The sequence below is a fragment of the Streptomyces sp. BRA346 genome (genome assembly GCF_052851135.1).
This window is the reverse complement of the sequence record NZ_JAIWIH010000051.1, coordinates 14,019-28,757: the sequence shown is the minus strand read 5'-3', so window position 1 is coordinate 28,757 and position 14,739 is coordinate 14,019. Positions and strand designations below refer to the sequence as shown.

Below are 14,739 nucleotides of genomic sequence, written 5' to 3'. Positions count from 1 at the left end.
AGCGGGTCAGGAGATGCAGCCGCTCTTGGGGGCGGCGCTGATACACCCGTCCTTCGCGGCCTGCGCGGAGTTGGCGGCGACCCACTTGCGCCACACGGGCTCCTCCGTCATGCGCTTTATGAGCTGCTCCATGGTGAAACCTCCTGAAATAAGAGGGATCCGGCATGTTTTCGTGACGGGATGGTTTTGTGGTGATCAACCATCGGCAATGAAGGTAAAGAGATAGTCAATCAATCGTCAAGGTGGGACGAGTCAATTGACCTGAAACCGCACCCCTGCCACGCGGCGGCCGATCGGAGCCACGGCCGCACACCGTCGCCCGTGCCCCAAGCCCTGCGATCGCCGCGCTCCGGACCCCCGGCCATGGAGTCGACGCCCTGGAGGTGTCCGAATCCGCACCGCGTGATGTCGCCTTCCAAGGACGGGCCCTGGATGGCCAGGAGGACGACCGCACGGCTCTGCGGAACCGACGGCAACGGCGCTTCCCGCTTCGGCTGGACAAAGATCTCAGACTGACCCATGCCGTCGATGCGGCCGTCGGCGCAGCGACGGCCGCCCACCGACAGCCGGGACACGGCGCCGCGCAGCGCGCACAGCATCACATGCCAGTCTGACGTGGGCATGACGGTCGAGATTCACCGCAGTAGCTTGTGGTCAACGCGGCCCCGGCCGGTGCGCTGGGCGGTGTGGCCGCGCGCGTCCGGCGGGCCGAGTTGCCACCAGCCCGTCCGGGGCATACGTCCCAGTGGCGGACAGTCCTCCCGACGGTGGACCATGGTCAGGTGAGGGGTTCGGTGAAGCGAGAGGGCCGGACCATGGACCGAGGCGAATATTGTGACGCACACGGACTCGGCATCCGCACGTACATGCGCCAGTCCGCATCCGGAAATCCCCTGCTGCGGCGCTCCGACCGGGTCCAGTTCTGGGTGTCCGTTCTGCTGATGGTCCTTCTGGCCGTCGGGCTTCCCGCCGCGTCGCTGAATGCCGGAAGTGCGGTCTACACGTCCCAGATGCACACGGCACAGGTCCAGGCGGCACAACGTCACCGGCTCACCGCACACCTCATCGGCGATCCCGTGAACAGCGGAACCGGCAGGTATCTGGGCCGGGTCCGCTGGACCGGAGCGGACGGCACCGAACACACGGCCGTCGCCCACGTGGCACGCCGCGCGACCCGGGGCGCCGACGTGACGATCTGGGTGAACCGCCGCGGAGACGTCGTCGAGGCACCCTTGCACCCGGCTGTCGCGAGGACCACCGGGTGGATCGCGGGCACCGTCACAGCGGGTGCCGTGACGCTCCTCGTCCTCAGCCTCCGGGCGGGCGTCGCTCGCGTCATGGACCGCCGCAGGCAGGCTCGGTGGGGCGCTGAGTGGGACCTGCTGGAGCCGCGGTGGTCCCGGAGGCTTCCCTGAGCGCGAGACATGCTCTCCGCAGCCGAGCACGCCACCGCACCCGGGCGTCGCCGCCGTCCCTTCGGCCGCCGACGCTCACGCGGCCGCGGAAGGGCCCTGCATGTCATCGGTGCGGAAGGCGATGCGCTCGCTGACCGAGACCACTCCGTCCACGCTCCGGCACAGCCGGACGATGATCGGGATCAGGCTCCGCGTCTCCACCGATCCACTCAGCGTGACCTCGCCTTCCCCCACCTCGACCGTCACGGCCGAGGGAGCCAGCCGGAGGGTCCGGCGCAGCACGTCCAGGAAGACCCGCAGCAGATCACCGCGGCTGACGATACCCAGCAACGTGTCGGTCTCGTCCACGACGGGAAGCCTTTTGATGTCGTGGACGGCCATCAGCCGGGCGGCCTCGGCGACCGTCCAGTCGGGGCGTACGCACACGGCGGGGGCCGACATCAGCTCCTCCGCCCTCGCCCCTTCGGCCTTCGCCCGCTCCCATGCCTCGGGGTGCGGGAGCAGCACCCGGCCGGACGGATCGGCCTGACCCGACACCTTGCGGAGCAGGTCGGCCTCGGACACCACGCCCATCGGGCGGTCGGAGGCGTCCACGACCGGAACCGCCGTGACGTCGTTCTCCGCGAGGAGCGAGACGAGTTCCTTGAACGGCATGTCGCGTGGCGCCCGGACCACCCCGCGGGTCATGAGTTCTCCGACTGTTCTGTGGTGCATCTGCCGCCTCCTTCGAGGGACTCGTACGAACGCCGGGCCGGTCCCGTTGCCGGCTGCCAAGGGTGACAGCTCGCGAACGGCCGCCAGATGTGCCTCACGGCCCATGCGACCGGCCATTCGGCCCAGGACAGGGCCTCCCCGCCGTGCCATGGTGGAAAGAGAAGGAACGAGCCGCAGGGAGGCGGGGAATGCATGCCCATGTCGGTGACCAACTGATCGTCGAAAGCCCGACCACAGGCGCCACCAGGCGGGACGGTGAAATCATCGGGCTGCACCATGACGACGGAACACCTCCCTACGACGTGCGGTGGTCGGATTCCGATCGCGTCAGCCTCGTGTTCCCCGGCCCGGACGCACACATTCACCACATCGAGCACGCGTCGGTTCGACCGCCGTCCGACGATGCCGTCGCGGCGCTGGCACGGGACGCCGCAGCCGCCCCGTCGATGCACAACGCCCAGCCATGGCGGTTCCAGTACTTCCGAGGCAGGCGCGTCTTCCACATCCGCGGAGACCTCCGGGGTTCCCTGCCGCACTCCGACCCGGAACTGCGCGCCCTGCACATCGGTTGCGGTGCGGCCCTGATGAATCTGCGGATCGCGGTCGCGCACGAGGGCTGGCAGGCGTCCACTCGGCTGCTTCCCGTTCCCGCGGAACCGATGCTGCTGGCATCCGTGACGCTGACCGGCCCCTCCGACGGGGGCGACGACCTGGCGTCCCTGTACCCCGCTGTGCACGCCCGGCACACCAGCCGTTATCCCTTCACCGAGAGAGCGATTCCCGAACCCGTGCGCACCGCTCTCGCCGACGCCGCACACCGCGAACACGTCTCGCTGTCGTTCGTGTCGGGGTGGCACCTTCAGGCCGTCCTGGACCTGGTGCTGGAGGCCGAGGCCCGCAATCTCACCGATCCCGGTGTGGCGGTGGATCTGACCCGCTTCACCCGCAGGGCGGACGATACGCGGCCCGCCACGGAAGGCGTCCCGGAGTACGCCTTCGGGCCACGCCGCCGGACCGGCAAGGCGCCGGTGCGGGACTTCGCGGGTGGCAAGCCGGTCCCCGGCCGCCCGGCTGTCGACTTCGAGAGCGCCCCCCACCTGGCCCTGCTGAGCACCGGACGCGATCGGCCCGAGGACTGGCTGCGCACCGGACAGGCCCTGGAACGGGTTCTCCTGCGGGCCACCCTCGAGGGGCTGGCCACGTCGTTCGTCACCCAGGCCCTGGAATGGCACGACCTGCGCTGGCCGCTGCGCGACCCGATGTCCGGCTCGGCGTATGTGCAGATGGTGCTGCGACTGGGCTACGGGCGGCCGGGCGCACAGACCCCCCGGCGGCCCGTCCACGAGGTGCTGGACATCGAGCCGTAGCCCGCTCACGCCGACTCGCTCTGCCCGGCGGCCCTGAAGTGGCATTCGACGTCCACGACACCTTCCACGGCCCGGGCGAGGCGCGCGGCCACCGGAATCAGCGCGGTGTCGTGCAGTGCCCCGCTGAGCGTGACCACACCCTCGTCCACCCGCACGTGGAGGGCATGCCCGAGGGCTGGGAAGAGGGGAGACACCACCGTGCGGCGGATCTCCTCCGCGATGTCCTCGTCCGGCCGGAGGAACACCTTCAGCAGATCACCCCGGCTGACGATGCCCTGCGACTTCCCCTCGGCATCGACCACGGGGAGCCGCCCGTCCGACGGCCATGATCCGTGCCGTCTCGGCCGGAGTGGCGTCGGTGTGCACGGTCACCGCGGGGCGCTCATCAGTTCTTCCGCCGTCACCGCCCCTGCCTTCGCGAGGTCGGGCAGGTGGCGCATCTGCTCGAAGCGGGCCGGATCACTGTCACGGAGCTCCTCCTCGGGCAGCAGGTCCGCCTCGGAGACGACGCCGGCCACCCTCCCCTCACCCTCCAGGACCGGCATGGCACTCACATGCCACTGGCCCAGGGTCTGCACCATTTCCTTGAACGGCGCGTCCCGCCCGACGGCGACGACCGTTCGGGTCATCACATCGCTCACGATGTACGGAGTCTCAGGCACGGGCCCTTCCTCCTCTCCTCGGACACCCCGGATGTCTCCGCCGCGCCACCTCTTCCGGTGTCCGGCGGGCGGGTGCCACCGGCCACAGGGGCTGGTGGCCGGGGCCGTATGACTCGCTCCGACGCGCTCAGCAGATCCGGGGCAGTTGCTCACCGAGCGGGAGGTCCACGATCCGGGTTCCGCCGAGGCCGGTGCGGGCCACCACCATGCCCGGGTGTTCGGCCACGCACTCGCCGATGACGGCTGCCTCCCGACCACTGGGGTGCGCGCGCATCGCGTCCAGGACCGCTTCGGCGTGCTGCCGGGGCACGAATGCCACCAGACGGCCCTCATTGGCCACGTACATCGGGTCCAGGCCGAGGAAGGTACAGGCGGTCGCCACCGCGTCCGGTACGGGTACCGCCCCCTCGTCCAGGACCACTCCGGTGCCCGACACCTCCGCGATCTCGTTGAGCGCCGCGGCCAGGCCGCCTCGCGTCGGGTCGCGCAGGGCGTGGACTTCCGGGGTGACGGCCAGCATGGCCTGGACCAGTCCGGCCAGCGGCGCCGTGTCGCTGGCCACCTCGGTGCCGAAGGTCAGTCCTTCGCGGACGCTGAGGATGGCGATGCCGTGCTGGCCGATCGGGCCGCTGACGATCACCACGTCGCCCGGCCGGGCGCGCTGCGGACGGATGTCCACGCCGTCGGGGATCAGCCCGATCCCCGCCGTGTTCACGTACACACCGTCTCCGTGGCCGGAGTCGACCACCTTGGTGTCGCCGGTGACCACGGTGACGCCCGCCGTACGGGCAGCGGCGCCGAGCGCCTGCGCGACCCGGCCGACGGCGCCCAGCTCCGTGCCCTCCTCCAGGATGAACGCGCAGGACAGGTACGCGGGAACGGCGCCGCTCATGGCCAGGTCGTTCACGGTGCCGTTGACGGCGAGATCCCCGATGCAGCCGCCGGGGAAGAACAGCGGGCGGACGACATAGGAGTCGGTCGAGAAGGCCAGCCGGGCGCCACCGAGCGTGACGGTGGCCGAGTCGGCGAGCCGTTCCGGCGCCCCGTCGCCGTAGGCGGGGAGGAAGAGGTGCCGGATCAGCTCGGCGGAAAGCGCTCCCCCGCCACCGTGGCCCATGACCACCAGCGGGTGGTCGCGCAGTGGCAGCGGACAGGACCAGCCGGTGGTGATGTCAGTCAACGGACGCCGTCTCCTCCGTGCGGGGCATGGTCATGCGGCGGTACAGGTAGTAGGCGGCGCACGCGCCCTCGCTGGAGACCATGGTGGCGCCGAGCGGTGTGCGCGGAGTGCAGAGGGTGCCGAAGGCCGCGCACTCGTACGGCTTCACGAGCCCTTGGAGCACCTCACCGCTGCGGCACACGGCGGGCTCGTCGGCGGCCAGGCCGGTGACGTCGAACCGGTGCTCGGCGTCGTAGTCGCGGTAGGCGTCCGACAGCCGCCAGCCGCTGCCCGGGATGGTGCCGATGCCTCGCCAGGCACGGTCGGTGGTGGTGAACACCTCGCGCAGCACGTCCAGCGCGACCGGGTTGCCCTGCGCACGCACGGCGCGAGGATAGGCGTTCTCCACGCGGTGTTCGCCCCGCTCGAGCTGGCGGACCGCCCTGCGGATGCCTTCCAGGATGTCCAGCGGCTCGAAACCGGTGACCACGATGGGCACCCGGTAGGTGTCGGCGAGGTCGGGGTACTCGCCAGTTCCCATCACGCTGCACACGTGCCCGGCGGCGAGGAACGCCTGTACCCGGCAGTCCGGCGACCGCATGATCGCCTCGATGGCGGGCGGCACCCGGACGTGCGAGACCAGCAGGCTGAAGTTGCCGATGCCGAGCCGTCTGGCCTGATGGGCCGTCATGGCGATGGCGGGGGCGGTGGTCTCGAAGCCGACGCCGAAGAACACCACCTGCCGGTCCGGGGTCTGCTGGGCGATGCGCAGCGCGTCCAGTGGCGAGTAGACGACCCGGACGTCGCCGCCCTCGCTCTTGACGCGGAACAGGTCCCGGTCGGTCCCCGGCACCCGGAGCATGTCACCGAACGAACAGAAGATCACGTCCGGGCGGGAGGCGATTTCGAGCGCCTTGTCGATCACTTCCAGCGGGGTGACGCAGACGGGGCACCCGGGCCCGTGGATCAGCTCGATGTCCTCGGGCAGCAATTGGTCGATGCCGTGCCGGATGATCGAGTGGGTCTGACCGCCGCAGACCTCCATCAACGCCCACGGTCGGGTGACGGTCCGGGCGATGTCGTCCAGGAGCCGCCGGGCCAGGTCCGGGTCCTGGAACTCGTCGATGTACTTCACCGGTTCTCCTCCTCGGGCGGGTTGTCCGCCTCGGCAGCGGCACGTGTCCAGGCGTCGCCGAACTCCTCCTCCAACGCCCCGATCTCCTCGAAGAGCCGGAGGGTGGCAAGGGCCGACTCCTCGTCGAGCCGCTGGATCGCGAAGCCGACGTGCACAATCGCGTAGTCGCCCACTTCGATCTCCGGCAGATAGGCCAGACAGACGTCCTTGACCACCCCGCCGAAGTCGACCCGCGCCATCGGCGTGCCGTCGCGCTCCTCGACGCCGACCACGCGGCCGGGTACCGCCAGGCACATGTGTCCTCCTCGGTTCCTCAACGGTCGGCGATATGCGCGGCGACGACCGCCTGCCCCAGGGCCAGGCCGCCGTCGCCGGGCGGGACCACCGTGTGCCGGAGGACGGTGAACCGGTCCTCCGCGAGCCCGGTGGCGCACAGGTCGTCCAGGAGGGCGTTGGTGAACACCCCGCCGGTGAGGGCGACTGTGCGCACGCCCGTGGCGCGGTGCGCCGTGCGACAGGCAGCGCGTACCGCGCCGGCGACCGCCAGGTGGAAGCGGGCGGCGATCAGCGGGGCGCCCGTGCCCGCGCGCAGATCGGCAACGATCGCCGCCAGCAACGGGGCGGGCGCGCCGAGTTCGAAGGCATAGCCCTTCCGCACCCGGCCCGCGCTCACCGCCGCGGCCTCCAGCTCCATCGCGGCCTGGGCCTCGTATCCCACCCGATGGCAGACGCCCACCAGCGAGGACACGGCATCGAACAGCCGCCCCACGCTGGACGTCGGGGTGCAGCCGAGGCCGCGCGCCAACTGGATGCCCAGCAGGCGCAGTTCCTCGGGCGAGCAGGTGGCCGTGCACGGCAGGTCGGGCGACCAGGCGATACCGGCCGCGCGCAGGTGCGCCAGGGCCATCCGGTACGGGTTGCGCACCCCGGCGTCACCGCCGGGCAGGGGTACGTACGCCAGGTGCGCCAGGCGGCGATAGCCGGCGTAGTCGGCCAGCAGCACCTCGCCGCCCCAGGCGGCGCCGTCGTCGCCGTAACCGGTGCCGTCGAAGGCGACACCGATGACCGGCTCGTCCAGCCCGTGCTCCGCCATGGCGGAAGCGATGTGGGCGTGGTGGTGCTGGACCAGGGTGAGCGGCCGACCATCGCGGCGTGCCCATCGGGTGGACCGGTAGCCGGGGTGGCGGTCGGCGGCGACACTCACCGGCTCGACGCCGGTGAGGGTCCGCAGATGGCTCCCGGCGCGTTCGAAGGCGTGCTGGGCGGCCGGGCCGTCCATGTCGCCGATGTGGGCGGACAGCCAGGCGGAGTCGCCCTCGGCCAGGCACAGCGCGTTCTTCAGGTCGCCGCCGGCCGCGAGGACGGGACGGACCACCACCGGGAGGCGGATCCGCGCCGGGGCGTAGCCGCGCGAGCGGCGAACCGGCAGCGGCGAACCGTCCGCGCGGACCCGGACCACCGAATCGTCGCAGGCCACCGCGATGGGCCGGTCGTGCCACAGCCATGCGTCGGCCAGTCCCTCCAGGCGGACCGTCGCCTCCCGGTCGTCGGTGACCAGTGGCTCGCCGGAGACGTTTCCGCTGGTCACGACGAGTACGGCGGGGCCGGGGGGATCGCCCGGCAGACCGAACAGCAGCCGGTGCACAGGGGTGTAGGGCAGCATGACCCCGATGTCCGGGCTGCCCGGACAGATCTGCGGTGCGAGCGGGGACGGGTCCCGGCGCCGCAGCAGAACGATGGGGCGGGACCGCCCCATCAGGATGCGGCGCTCCGCCGGGCCGAGGTGGCCGAGCCGGGCGGCGGTGCCGGGGTCGGGCGCCATGACGGCGAACGGCTTGTCACCGCGGGCCTTACGGCGCCGTAGTTCGCCCACGGCCGCCGGGTCGGTGGCGTCGCAGACCAAGTGGTAGCCGCCGATGCCCTTGACCGCCAGGATCCCCCCGGCGGCCAGCATCCGCCGGGCCTCGGCCAATGCCGCCCCGCCCTCCTGGTGTACGGCGCCGGTGAGTCTCAGGCGTGGCCCGCAGTCCCAGCAGGCGACCGGCTGGGCGTGGAACCGCCGGTCGGACGGGTCCGTGTACTGCGCCGCGCAGCGCGGACACATCGGGAACGCCGCCATGGTGGTCGTGGCCCGGTCGTAGGGCGTCGCGGTGGTGATGGTGAAGCGCGGGCCGCAGTCGGTGCAGGTGATGAACGGGTGCCGGTGGCGGCGGTCCGCCGGATCGGCCAGTTCCGTCAGGCAGGCGTCGCAGGTGGCGGCGTCGGGTGGGACCAGGGTGCGGCCGTGCCCCGCCGCGCTGGGCGCGATCGCGAATCCGGTGGCGCCGGTCGGGGGCAGCTCGGACGTGGACACCGACACGATGTCCGCCAGTGGGGGTGCGTCCGCCGTCAGCCGGTGGCAGAAGGCGGCCACCGCCTCGGGGCTGCCCTCGATCTCGATGCGGGCCCCCGCCGGGTCGTTGGCCACCTGCCCGGACAGGCCCAGTTCGGTGGCCAGGGCGTGGACGAACGGACGGAACCCGACCCCTTGCACCACGCCGCCCACCGCCAACAGGCGTCGGACCGCCGGGCGAGGGCCGTTCGTCGTGGCGGAGCGGCACACGGCCAATGGCTGTTGCATGGGCACGGCGCTTCCGTCCGGTGTGGTCATGAGGCTGTGCGGGCCCGGCTGTGGCCCGAAGGCCGTTCCGGTCAGGCCGTCCGTCATGGTAGGAACCGGACCGGCCACCGTGGGGAACCATGACCGCGCGGCGGGCCCGAGCACCCCGGACGGCCCAGTCGACGGACGATGTCGTTCGAGCGGACGCACTATGCGGTTCCCCGGCCGTGCGTCGGCGCGCTCGCGTGCCCGAGCCGCTCGTGCGCCTGCTCGATGGCCGTGGCCACGTGGCGGATCAAGGCGGGGAGCGCGTCGGCCACCGCGGTGCTGAGCCCGCGGCCGAGGCCGAAGTCGCCTCCTTCCACGGCGTGCACCGTCAGCTCCCGGGGCATCCGGTCGAGCGCGGCGGCCAGGGCGAACGTCTCGCCGAGCCCGAGGGCGTGGGTACTGGCGGAGCGTGCCGCGCATCGCGCTGCCTGCTCCGCCGTCAGGCTGTGCAATCGCCCCGGCTGCCCGGGGTGGGCGTGCACCACCTCGACCACGATGACCGCGTCCTGAGGGCGCCACAGGCCGAGCATGCGGCCTGGCTCGCCATCGCTGTCGGTCAGCCACGTGTCCGCGGAGGCCGCCCGGGCGCGCAGCGCCTCGATGACAGCCGGGCCGGCGCCGTCGTCGCGGCGGAACGGGTTGCCCACGCCGATGACCACCACCCGGCCCGTCATCCGCGCTCCACGGTCAGATCCAGGAAGTGGGCGGAGCAGGAGATGCACGGGTCGTGGTTGCGGACGGCCCGCTCGCTCAGTGCCGTCAGCTCCCGGTCGTCGGCCGGCTCGCCCGGCGCGTCCAGGCGGGACTGCACCTGACGGCGGAGGTCGTCTTCGATGGCGGCCTGGTTCTGCGCGGTGGGCGGCACGATGCGGGCGAAGGTGAGCGTGCCGTCCGCGTCCATGGCGTAGCGGTGGTAGAGCAGCCCGCGTGGTGCCTCGGTGGCCGCGCAGCCGGTCGCCCGGCGGGGTGGTACCTCGACGTACGGCCGCGGCGGGGGCTCGTAGGCGTCGATGATCCGCAGTGCTTCGGCCACGGCGTGGACCACTTCGACAGCGCGGACGATGATGCTGCGGTATGGATTGCGGCACACCGTGCCAGTGGCCGGGTCGCCGAGTCCCGCCTCTCGTGCGGCGTCGAGGGCGGACGGGTGGAGCCACTGTCCGCTGATCGCGTACCGGGCCAGGCACCCGGTCAGGTAGTGGTGGCCGTCCAGGCGGGACACCAGGGCGGTCGAGTGCGGGACCTGGTGTTCCACCACGTGGCGCTCGAACTCCTCCACCGGAAGCACTCGTACGGGGGTGGCGCGCTCCGAGCCCGCCCCCGCGGCCATGACGGTCGGGGTTCCGGAGTCGATGGCGTACCGGCCGGGGTCGCGCATCGCCAGCAGCGGACCGTCGTAGGCGGCGTCGGAGAAGTCGAACCCGGCCACCCAGCGCACGGCCTCCCGCGCGTCGTCATGGGCCCGGCGCAGCCGCTCGGCCAGGGGGGCGAGTTCGGCCGGGGCGGGCACGCGGTAGAAGCCTCCGATCCGGACGTTGATCGGGTGGATGGCGCGGCCGCCGAGCTGCTCCATGATGGTGTTGCCCGCTTGTTTGATCCGCAGGCCGCGTTCCACGGCCGCGCGGTGTTCGCGGGCGAGTTCCACGGCGCTGGGATGGCCGAGGAAGTCGGGGGCGTGCAGCAAATGGATGTGCAGGGACTGGCTCTCGATCCATTCGCCGTAGTAGAGCAGACGCCGCAGTTGCGCGAGCGGGCCGCCGACCGTCACCCCACAGGCCCGCTCAATGGCCTGGCACGCGGTCGTCTGATAGGCCACCGGGCAGATGCCGCAGATCCGTGAGGTGATGTCGGGTGGTTCGCCATGGCCGCGGCCGACGAGGAAAGCCTCGAAGAAGCGGGGCGGCTCGTAGATGCTCAGCCGCGCCTCGGCGACCGTCCCGTCGCGCACCGCCAGGTGGAGGGCCGCTTCGCCCTCCACCCGGGCGAGTGCGTCCAGACGCAGCACACGGGACCCGCGGTGGCTCATCGGGGCTCTTCTTCCGCCGGGGGCTGGGGGGCCTCCTGGGCCGCGAGCCCGGGTACGGGGCCGTATTCGGGCGAGGCCGCGTTGAAGGTGCGGAAGACCCGCACGATGTCCCGCTCGGTCATGCCGTCGTGCCGCAGCTCGCGCACCATGGCCTCCAGGTTGGGTTGGATCATCGGCCCGAAGCAGCCGTAGCATCCGCGTCCGTAGGCGGGGCAGAGGGCGCCGCACCCGGCGTGGGTGACCGGCCCCAGGCACGGGATGCCCCGGGCGACGGTGATACAGGTCGTGCCGCGCCGCTTGCACTCGAAACAGACGCTCTGACCTGAGATGTTCGGCTTCCGCCCGGCCAGAAAGGCCGTGATGACCTCCAGCAGTTGGCCGCGGTCGATCGGGCAGCCGCGCAGCTCGAAGTCGACCGGTACATGCGCCGAGATGGGGGTGGAGGTGTCCAGGGTGGCGATGTACTCCGGGCTGGCGTAGACCGCGGCGCGGAATTCCTCGACGTCCGCGAAGTTGCGCAGGGCCTGGATGCCACCCGCGGTGGCGCAGGCGCCGATGGTGACCAGACGGCGGGAGATCTGCCGGATGTGGTGGATGCGCCGGACGTCTTCGGCGGTGGTGATGGACCCGTCCACCAGGGAGAGGTCGTACGGTCCGGTGCCCGCGAGGGTGGCCGGGCCCCGGGAGTCCTCCGCGCTGGACAACTCCAGGAAGTGCGTGATGCGCACCCGGTCGGTGAGCGGGAGCAGTTCGTCCTCGCAGTCGAGCAGGGTCAACTGGCAGCCGTCGCACGAGGCGAACTTCCACACGGCGAGGGAGGGGCGGGGGTCGGGCTCCATGTCACAGCTCCCTGACGGCGAGCAGGGGTCCGGTGCGGTCGTAGCCGACCACCGGACCGTCCCGGCACAGCAGCAGCGGTCCGAGCTGGCAGTGGCCGCAGTGGCCGGTGCCGCAGCGCATGTTCCGCTCCAGCGACACCTGGACGCGGTGTGCCGGGAGGCCGCGGGCGAGCAGCGCCCGGGCGGTGTGCCGGATCATCACCTCGGGTCCGCAGACCAGCGCGGTGGTCCGGTCCGGGGCCGACTCGACCCGGTCCAGCAGGGTGGTGACCACGCCCACGCTCCCACGCCAGCCGGGGCCGGGCCGGTCCACGGTGATCTCCACTTGCGCGGAGGAGCGCCTCCAGTCCTCCAGTTCCCCCCGGTAGAGGAGGTCCTCGGGTGTGCGGGTCCCGATCAGCACATGAAGGCGGCCGTAACCGTCCGTGTGGTCGAGTACGTGGCGCACCACGGGACGCAGCGGGGCGAGCCCGATGCCGCCCGCGACGACCAGGAGGTCGGATCCGGCCGCCGCGCCGAGGTCCCAGCCGGTGCCGTAAGGGCCGCGCAGGCCCAGCACGTCCCCCGGCCGGAGGCGGCACAGCGCGCCGGTGACCGCGCCGATGGCGCGCACCGTGTGCACCAGACGGTGGCCGCCCGGGATCGCGCTCACCGAGATCGGCACCTCGCCGACGCCGAAGGCGTACATCATGGCGAAGCGTCCAGGAGAGAAGTCGGGCAGCGCCCGCCCCACGGGCGCCACCTCCAGCGAGACGCAGTCGGCGTTCTCCGCCGAGACGGCGGTCACCCGATAGGGCAGGGGCAAGGTGGTCACGGCGGAACGCTTCCGTGCGGTGTGTACAGGTCGAGCAGCCGCAGCCGGGTGACCTGGAGCCGGTCGGCGATCAGCGCGGCGCAGCGCAGCATCAGCTCGTACCCGAGTTTCGGATCGGCCTCGCACAGCTCACGCACCTCGCCCGCGTCGAATTCCCAGGTCCGTAACGGTCCCAAGGCCCGGGCGCCCAGATGCCAGCGGTACGGCGGGAAGATCCACGACCATCCGAGCTGCTGCCGGGGGCCGAGGGTCTCCACCACCTGGGCAGGGCGGCCGGGGACGTACACGTCCAGGGCGACCTCGCCGGAGCGGATCAGCCAGAACCGGTCGGCGACGCCGCCCTCGTCGAAAAGCCTGCTGTCCGCGCGGAAGTCGCGCTCGTCGGCGAGGCTGAACAACCGTTCCCGCTGGAGTTGCGGGAGGGTGTCCAGCAGCAGCGGCCACGCTGTCATCGCGACTCGTCCTCCGTGCGCCGGGTCCAGTCGTGCAGGGCCGCGGCCTCCTCGGTGATGTCGATGGCGACAGGACACCAGACGATGCACCGCCCGCACCCCACACACCCCGACGAACCGAACTGGTCGTACCAGGTCCCCAGCTTGTGGGTCAGCCACTGCCGGTAGCGGCTGCGCGGCGAGGCACGCACCGGCCCGCCCGGAAGGTACGAGAAGTCCAGGTCGAAGCAGACGTCCCAGACGCGCCAGCGTTCGGCGTGGTCCCCGGTCAGATCGGTGACGTCCTCGGTGGTGGTGCAGAAGCAGGTGGGGCACACCATGGTGCAGTTGCCGCAGGTCAGGCACCGGGAGGCGACGTCGTCCCAGCGGGGTGCCTCCAGCGTCTGAGCCATGAGCCGCTGCAGGTCGGTCTCCGGCATCGTGCGGCCCATCCGGTCCGCGGCCGACGCGACGGCGTCCACGGAGGCCCGGCGGACGGTCTCGGAGGCCGGTTCGCCGGGCAGTTCCGCGAGGACCTCGGCGCCCTCGGGGCTGCCCGCACGGGCCCAGAATCGGTGTCCCTCGTCATCGACCAGTTCGGTCAGCACCAGGTCGTAGCCGGGCCCGGCGGCGGGCCCGGTGCCCATGGAGACGCAGAAGCAGGTACCCCCGGGCTCGGTGCACTCGACCGCCACCAGGAACGCCCCGGACCGCCTGCCCTGATAGACCGGGTCGGTATGCGGCCCGGCGGTGAGAATCCGGTCCTGGATGGCGATGGCCCGCAGATCGCAGGAACGGACACCGAGGAACGCGAAGCGTGGCGGCAGGGTGTCGTCCGGCTCGATGACGAGCTCTCCGCCTGTCCGCTCGGCCTTCCACTGGCGCACCCGGGCGGGGTGCAGGAAGGTCTTCCACGATTGGGGGCCCGCCGCGTTGGCGAAGGCCGCGCCGTCCGCTCGCGAACGCAGCCGATACCGCCCGGCTTCGAGGTCCACACCCCATCCGTACGGCAACTGGTCGGCCGACTCGAGCTCGGCCAGCACGATGGCACCGTCCCGCACCGTGGGGCCGACCACCGTGAACCCGCGCGTCAGCAGCACGTCCACCAAGGCCGCCAGGCCGTCCTTGCCGAGCACCGCCTCGTGGGCCGGCGAGGAGGTCGACGTGCTCATGATCGCGCAACCCACCCGTCGGCCACGTTCGGCAGGCACCCGCCGCCGCGTCCGGTGACTGTCCACGTCATCGTGCCGACTCTCCTCGCCCGGCCGTATCCGCGTCCTGACGCCCGGCCTCACCGTTCGATCTTGCGAAACCCATCTGCGCACATGTGCCGTCAGCGGCGGGGGAAATCGGTCTTCGACACGGCCGTGATGGACCGGACGGGCAGATCGGGACACCCGTGCGGCGCCATCGCCTCCCGTAGCCATGACCTGGCTGCATCGGCCGGGCAGGTTTATGTCCGTGGGCCGGTGGTACCGGGGGCGTCCAGCGGGTGGACGCCCAATGTGCGCGGCGCGCCGTACGGCCGCT

General features: G+C 71.8%; 15 protein-coding genes and 1 pseudogene. 2 read left to right on the top strand and 14 right to left on the bottom strand.

All coding sequences use genetic code 11. The annotated features are described in order from the left end of the window. Positions 1 to 6 precede the first annotated feature (6 nt). Together LCH29_RS39380 and LCH29_RS39375 are read right to left on the bottom strand one after the other, a co-directional pair. Complete coding sequence (locus LCH29_RS39380) at positions 7 to 132, bottom strand: hypothetical protein (RefSeq protein ID WP_446466488.1); 126 nt, start codon at positions 130 to 132, stop codon at positions 7 to 9. Positions 133 to 230: 98 nt separating this feature from the next. Continuing rightward, the gene (locus LCH29_RS39375; protein WP_446466487.1) at positions 231 to 623 is read right to left on the bottom strand and encodes a hypothetical protein; all 393 of its coding nucleotides are present in this window, start codon (positions 621 to 623) and stop codon (positions 231 to 233) included. Between the two features lie 192 nt (positions 624 to 815). On the opposite strand from LCH29_RS39375, the gene LCH29_RS39370 reads away from it, so the two are divergent. After that, on the top strand, positions 816 to 1,415 hold the full coding sequence (locus tag LCH29_RS39370) for an Rv1733c family protein (protein ID WP_446466486.1): 600 nt from the start codon (positions 816 to 818) through the stop codon (positions 1,413 to 1,415). Between the two features lie 75 nt (positions 1,416 to 1,490). On the opposite strand, the gene LCH29_RS39365 is transcribed toward LCH29_RS39370, so the two are convergent. Then, complete coding sequence (locus tag LCH29_RS39365; RefSeq protein ID WP_446466485.1) at positions 1,491 to 2,129, bottom strand: CBS domain-containing protein; 639 nt, start codon at positions 2,127 to 2,129, stop codon at positions 1,491 to 1,493. A gap of 188 nt (positions 2,130 to 2,317) precedes the next feature. Between LCH29_RS39365 and LCH29_RS39360 the strand changes: the two genes are divergently transcribed. Next, on the top strand, positions 2,318 to 3,496 hold the full coding sequence (locus LCH29_RS39360) for an Acg family FMN-binding oxidoreductase (RefSeq protein WP_446466484.1): 1,179 nt from the start codon (positions 2,318 to 2,320) through the stop codon (positions 3,494 to 3,496). Positions 3,497 to 3,501: 5 nt separating this feature from the next. Here the strand turns inward: LCH29_RS39360 and LCH29_RS39355 are convergent. The 11 genes and pseudogenes from LCH29_RS39355 to LCH29_RS39305 form a co-directional block, all read right to left on the bottom strand. After that, a pseudogene (locus LCH29_RS39355) lies at positions 3,502 to 4,158 on the bottom strand (CBS domain-containing protein). Between the two features lie 127 nt (positions 4,159 to 4,285). After that, a complete protein-coding gene (hypE, locus tag LCH29_RS39350) occupies positions 4,286 to 5,275 on the bottom strand; it encodes a hydrogenase expression/formation protein HypE (RefSeq protein WP_446466522.1) in 990 nt (329 codons plus the stop codon). Positions 5,276 to 5,330: 55 nt separating this feature from the next. Further along, positions 5,331 to 6,452 (bottom strand): hydrogenase formation protein HypD, encoded by a 1,122-nt coding sequence (hypD, locus tag LCH29_RS39345; RefSeq protein WP_446466483.1) that lies wholly within the window; start codon positions 6,450 to 6,452, stop codon positions 5,331 to 5,333. Next, the gene (locus LCH29_RS39340) at positions 6,449 to 6,748 is read right to left on the bottom strand and encodes a HypC/HybG/HupF family hydrogenase formation chaperone (RefSeq protein ID WP_446466482.1); all 300 of its coding nucleotides are present in this window, start codon (positions 6,746 to 6,748) and stop codon (positions 6,449 to 6,451) included. The genes hypD and LCH29_RS39340 overlap by 4 nt, the downstream gene beginning before the upstream one ends. 17 nt (positions 6,749 to 6,765) lie before the next feature. Continuing rightward, a complete protein-coding gene (gene hypF / locus LCH29_RS39335; RefSeq protein WP_446466521.1) occupies positions 6,766 to 9,072 on the bottom strand; it encodes a carbamoyltransferase HypF in 2,307 nt (768 codons plus the stop codon). A 188-nt stretch (positions 9,073 to 9,260) separates the two neighbouring features. Next, entirely contained in the window at positions 9,261 to 9,773 is a 513-nt protein-coding gene (locus tag LCH29_RS39330; RefSeq protein WP_446466481.1) for a hydrogenase maturation protease, read from the bottom strand. Beyond that, positions 9,770 to 11,125, bottom strand: coding sequence for a Ni/Fe hydrogenase subunit alpha (locus LCH29_RS39325; RefSeq protein ID WP_446466480.1), 1,356 nt, complete (start codon positions 11,123 to 11,125; stop codon positions 9,770 to 9,772). The genes LCH29_RS39330 and LCH29_RS39325 overlap by 4 nt, the downstream gene beginning before the upstream one ends. Further along, entirely contained in the window at positions 11,122 to 11,964 is an 843-nt protein-coding gene (locus LCH29_RS39320; RefSeq protein WP_446466479.1) for an NADH-quinone oxidoreductase subunit B family protein, read from the bottom strand. The genes LCH29_RS39325 and LCH29_RS39320 overlap by 4 nt, the downstream gene beginning before the upstream one ends. Before the next feature lies 1 nt (position 11,965). Next, complete coding sequence (locus tag LCH29_RS39315; RefSeq protein WP_446466478.1) at positions 11,966 to 12,778, bottom strand: FAD/NAD(P)-binding protein; 813 nt, start codon at positions 12,776 to 12,778, stop codon at positions 11,966 to 11,968. Next, the gene (locus tag LCH29_RS39310; RefSeq protein ID WP_446466477.1) at positions 12,775 to 13,230 is read right to left on the bottom strand and encodes a cyclic nucleotide-binding domain-containing protein; all 456 of its coding nucleotides are present in this window, start codon (positions 13,228 to 13,230) and stop codon (positions 12,775 to 12,777) included. Before LCH29_RS39310 ends, LCH29_RS39315 begins: the two co-directional genes overlap by 4 nt. Continuing rightward, positions 13,227 to 14,381 carry a 4Fe-4S dicluster domain-containing protein gene (locus LCH29_RS39305; RefSeq protein WP_446466476.1) on the bottom strand — a complete coding sequence of 385 codons (1,155 nt, stop codon included), beginning with the start codon at positions 14,379 to 14,381 and terminating at the stop codon, positions 13,227 to 13,229. Before LCH29_RS39305 ends, LCH29_RS39310 begins: the two co-directional genes overlap by 4 nt. Positions 14,382 to 14,739: the final 358 nt, after the last annotated feature.

Bases quoted from the DNA above. Each gene is read 5' to 3' on its own strand.
- LCH29_RS39380 (WP_446466488.1), bottom strand. From the start codon at position 132: ATGGAGCAGCTCATAAAGCGCATGACGGAGGAGCCCGTGTGGCGCAAG.
- LCH29_RS39375 (WP_446466487.1), bottom strand. From the start codon at position 623: ATGCCCACGTCAGACTGGCATGTGATGCTGTGCGCGCTGCGCGGCGCC.
- LCH29_RS39370 (WP_446466486.1), top strand. From the start codon at position 816: ATGGACCGAGGCGAATATTGTGACGCACACGGACTCGGCATCCGCACG.
- LCH29_RS39365 (WP_446466485.1), bottom strand. From the start codon at position 2,129: ATGCACCACAGAACAGTCGGAGAACTCATGACCCGCGGGGTGGTCCGG.
- LCH29_RS39360 (WP_446466484.1), top strand. From the start codon at position 2,318: ATGCATGCCCATGTCGGTGACCAACTGATCGTCGAAAGCCCGACCACA.
- hypE (WP_446466522.1), bottom strand. From the start codon at position 5,275: ATGGGCCACGGTGGCGGGGGAGCGCTTTCCGCCGAGCTGATCCGGCAC.
- LCH29_RS39340 (WP_446466482.1), bottom strand. From the start codon at position 6,748: ATGTGCCTGGCGGTACCCGGCCGCGTGGTCGGCGTCGAGGAGCGCGAC.
- hypF (WP_446466521.1), bottom strand. From the start codon at position 9,072: ATGCAACAGCCATTGGCCGTGTGCCGCTCCGCCACGACGAACGGCCCT.
- LCH29_RS39330 (WP_446466481.1), bottom strand. From the start codon at position 9,773: ATGACGGGCCGGGTGGTGGTCATCGGCGTGGGCAACCCGTTCCGCCGC.
- LCH29_RS39325 (WP_446466480.1), bottom strand. From the start codon at position 11,125: ATGAGCCACCGCGGGTCCCGTGTGCTGCGTCTGGACGCACTCGCCCGG.
- LCH29_RS39320 (WP_446466479.1), bottom strand. From the start codon at position 11,964: ATGGAGCCCGACCCCCGCCCCTCCCTCGCCGTGTGGAAGTTCGCCTCG.
- LCH29_RS39310 (WP_446466477.1), bottom strand. From the start codon at position 13,230: ATGACAGCGTGGCCGCTGCTGCTGGACACCCTCCCGCAACTCCAGCGG.
- LCH29_RS39305 (WP_446466476.1), bottom strand. From the start codon at position 14,381: ATGAGCACGTCGACCTCCTCGCCGGCCCACGAGGCGGTGCTCGGCAAG.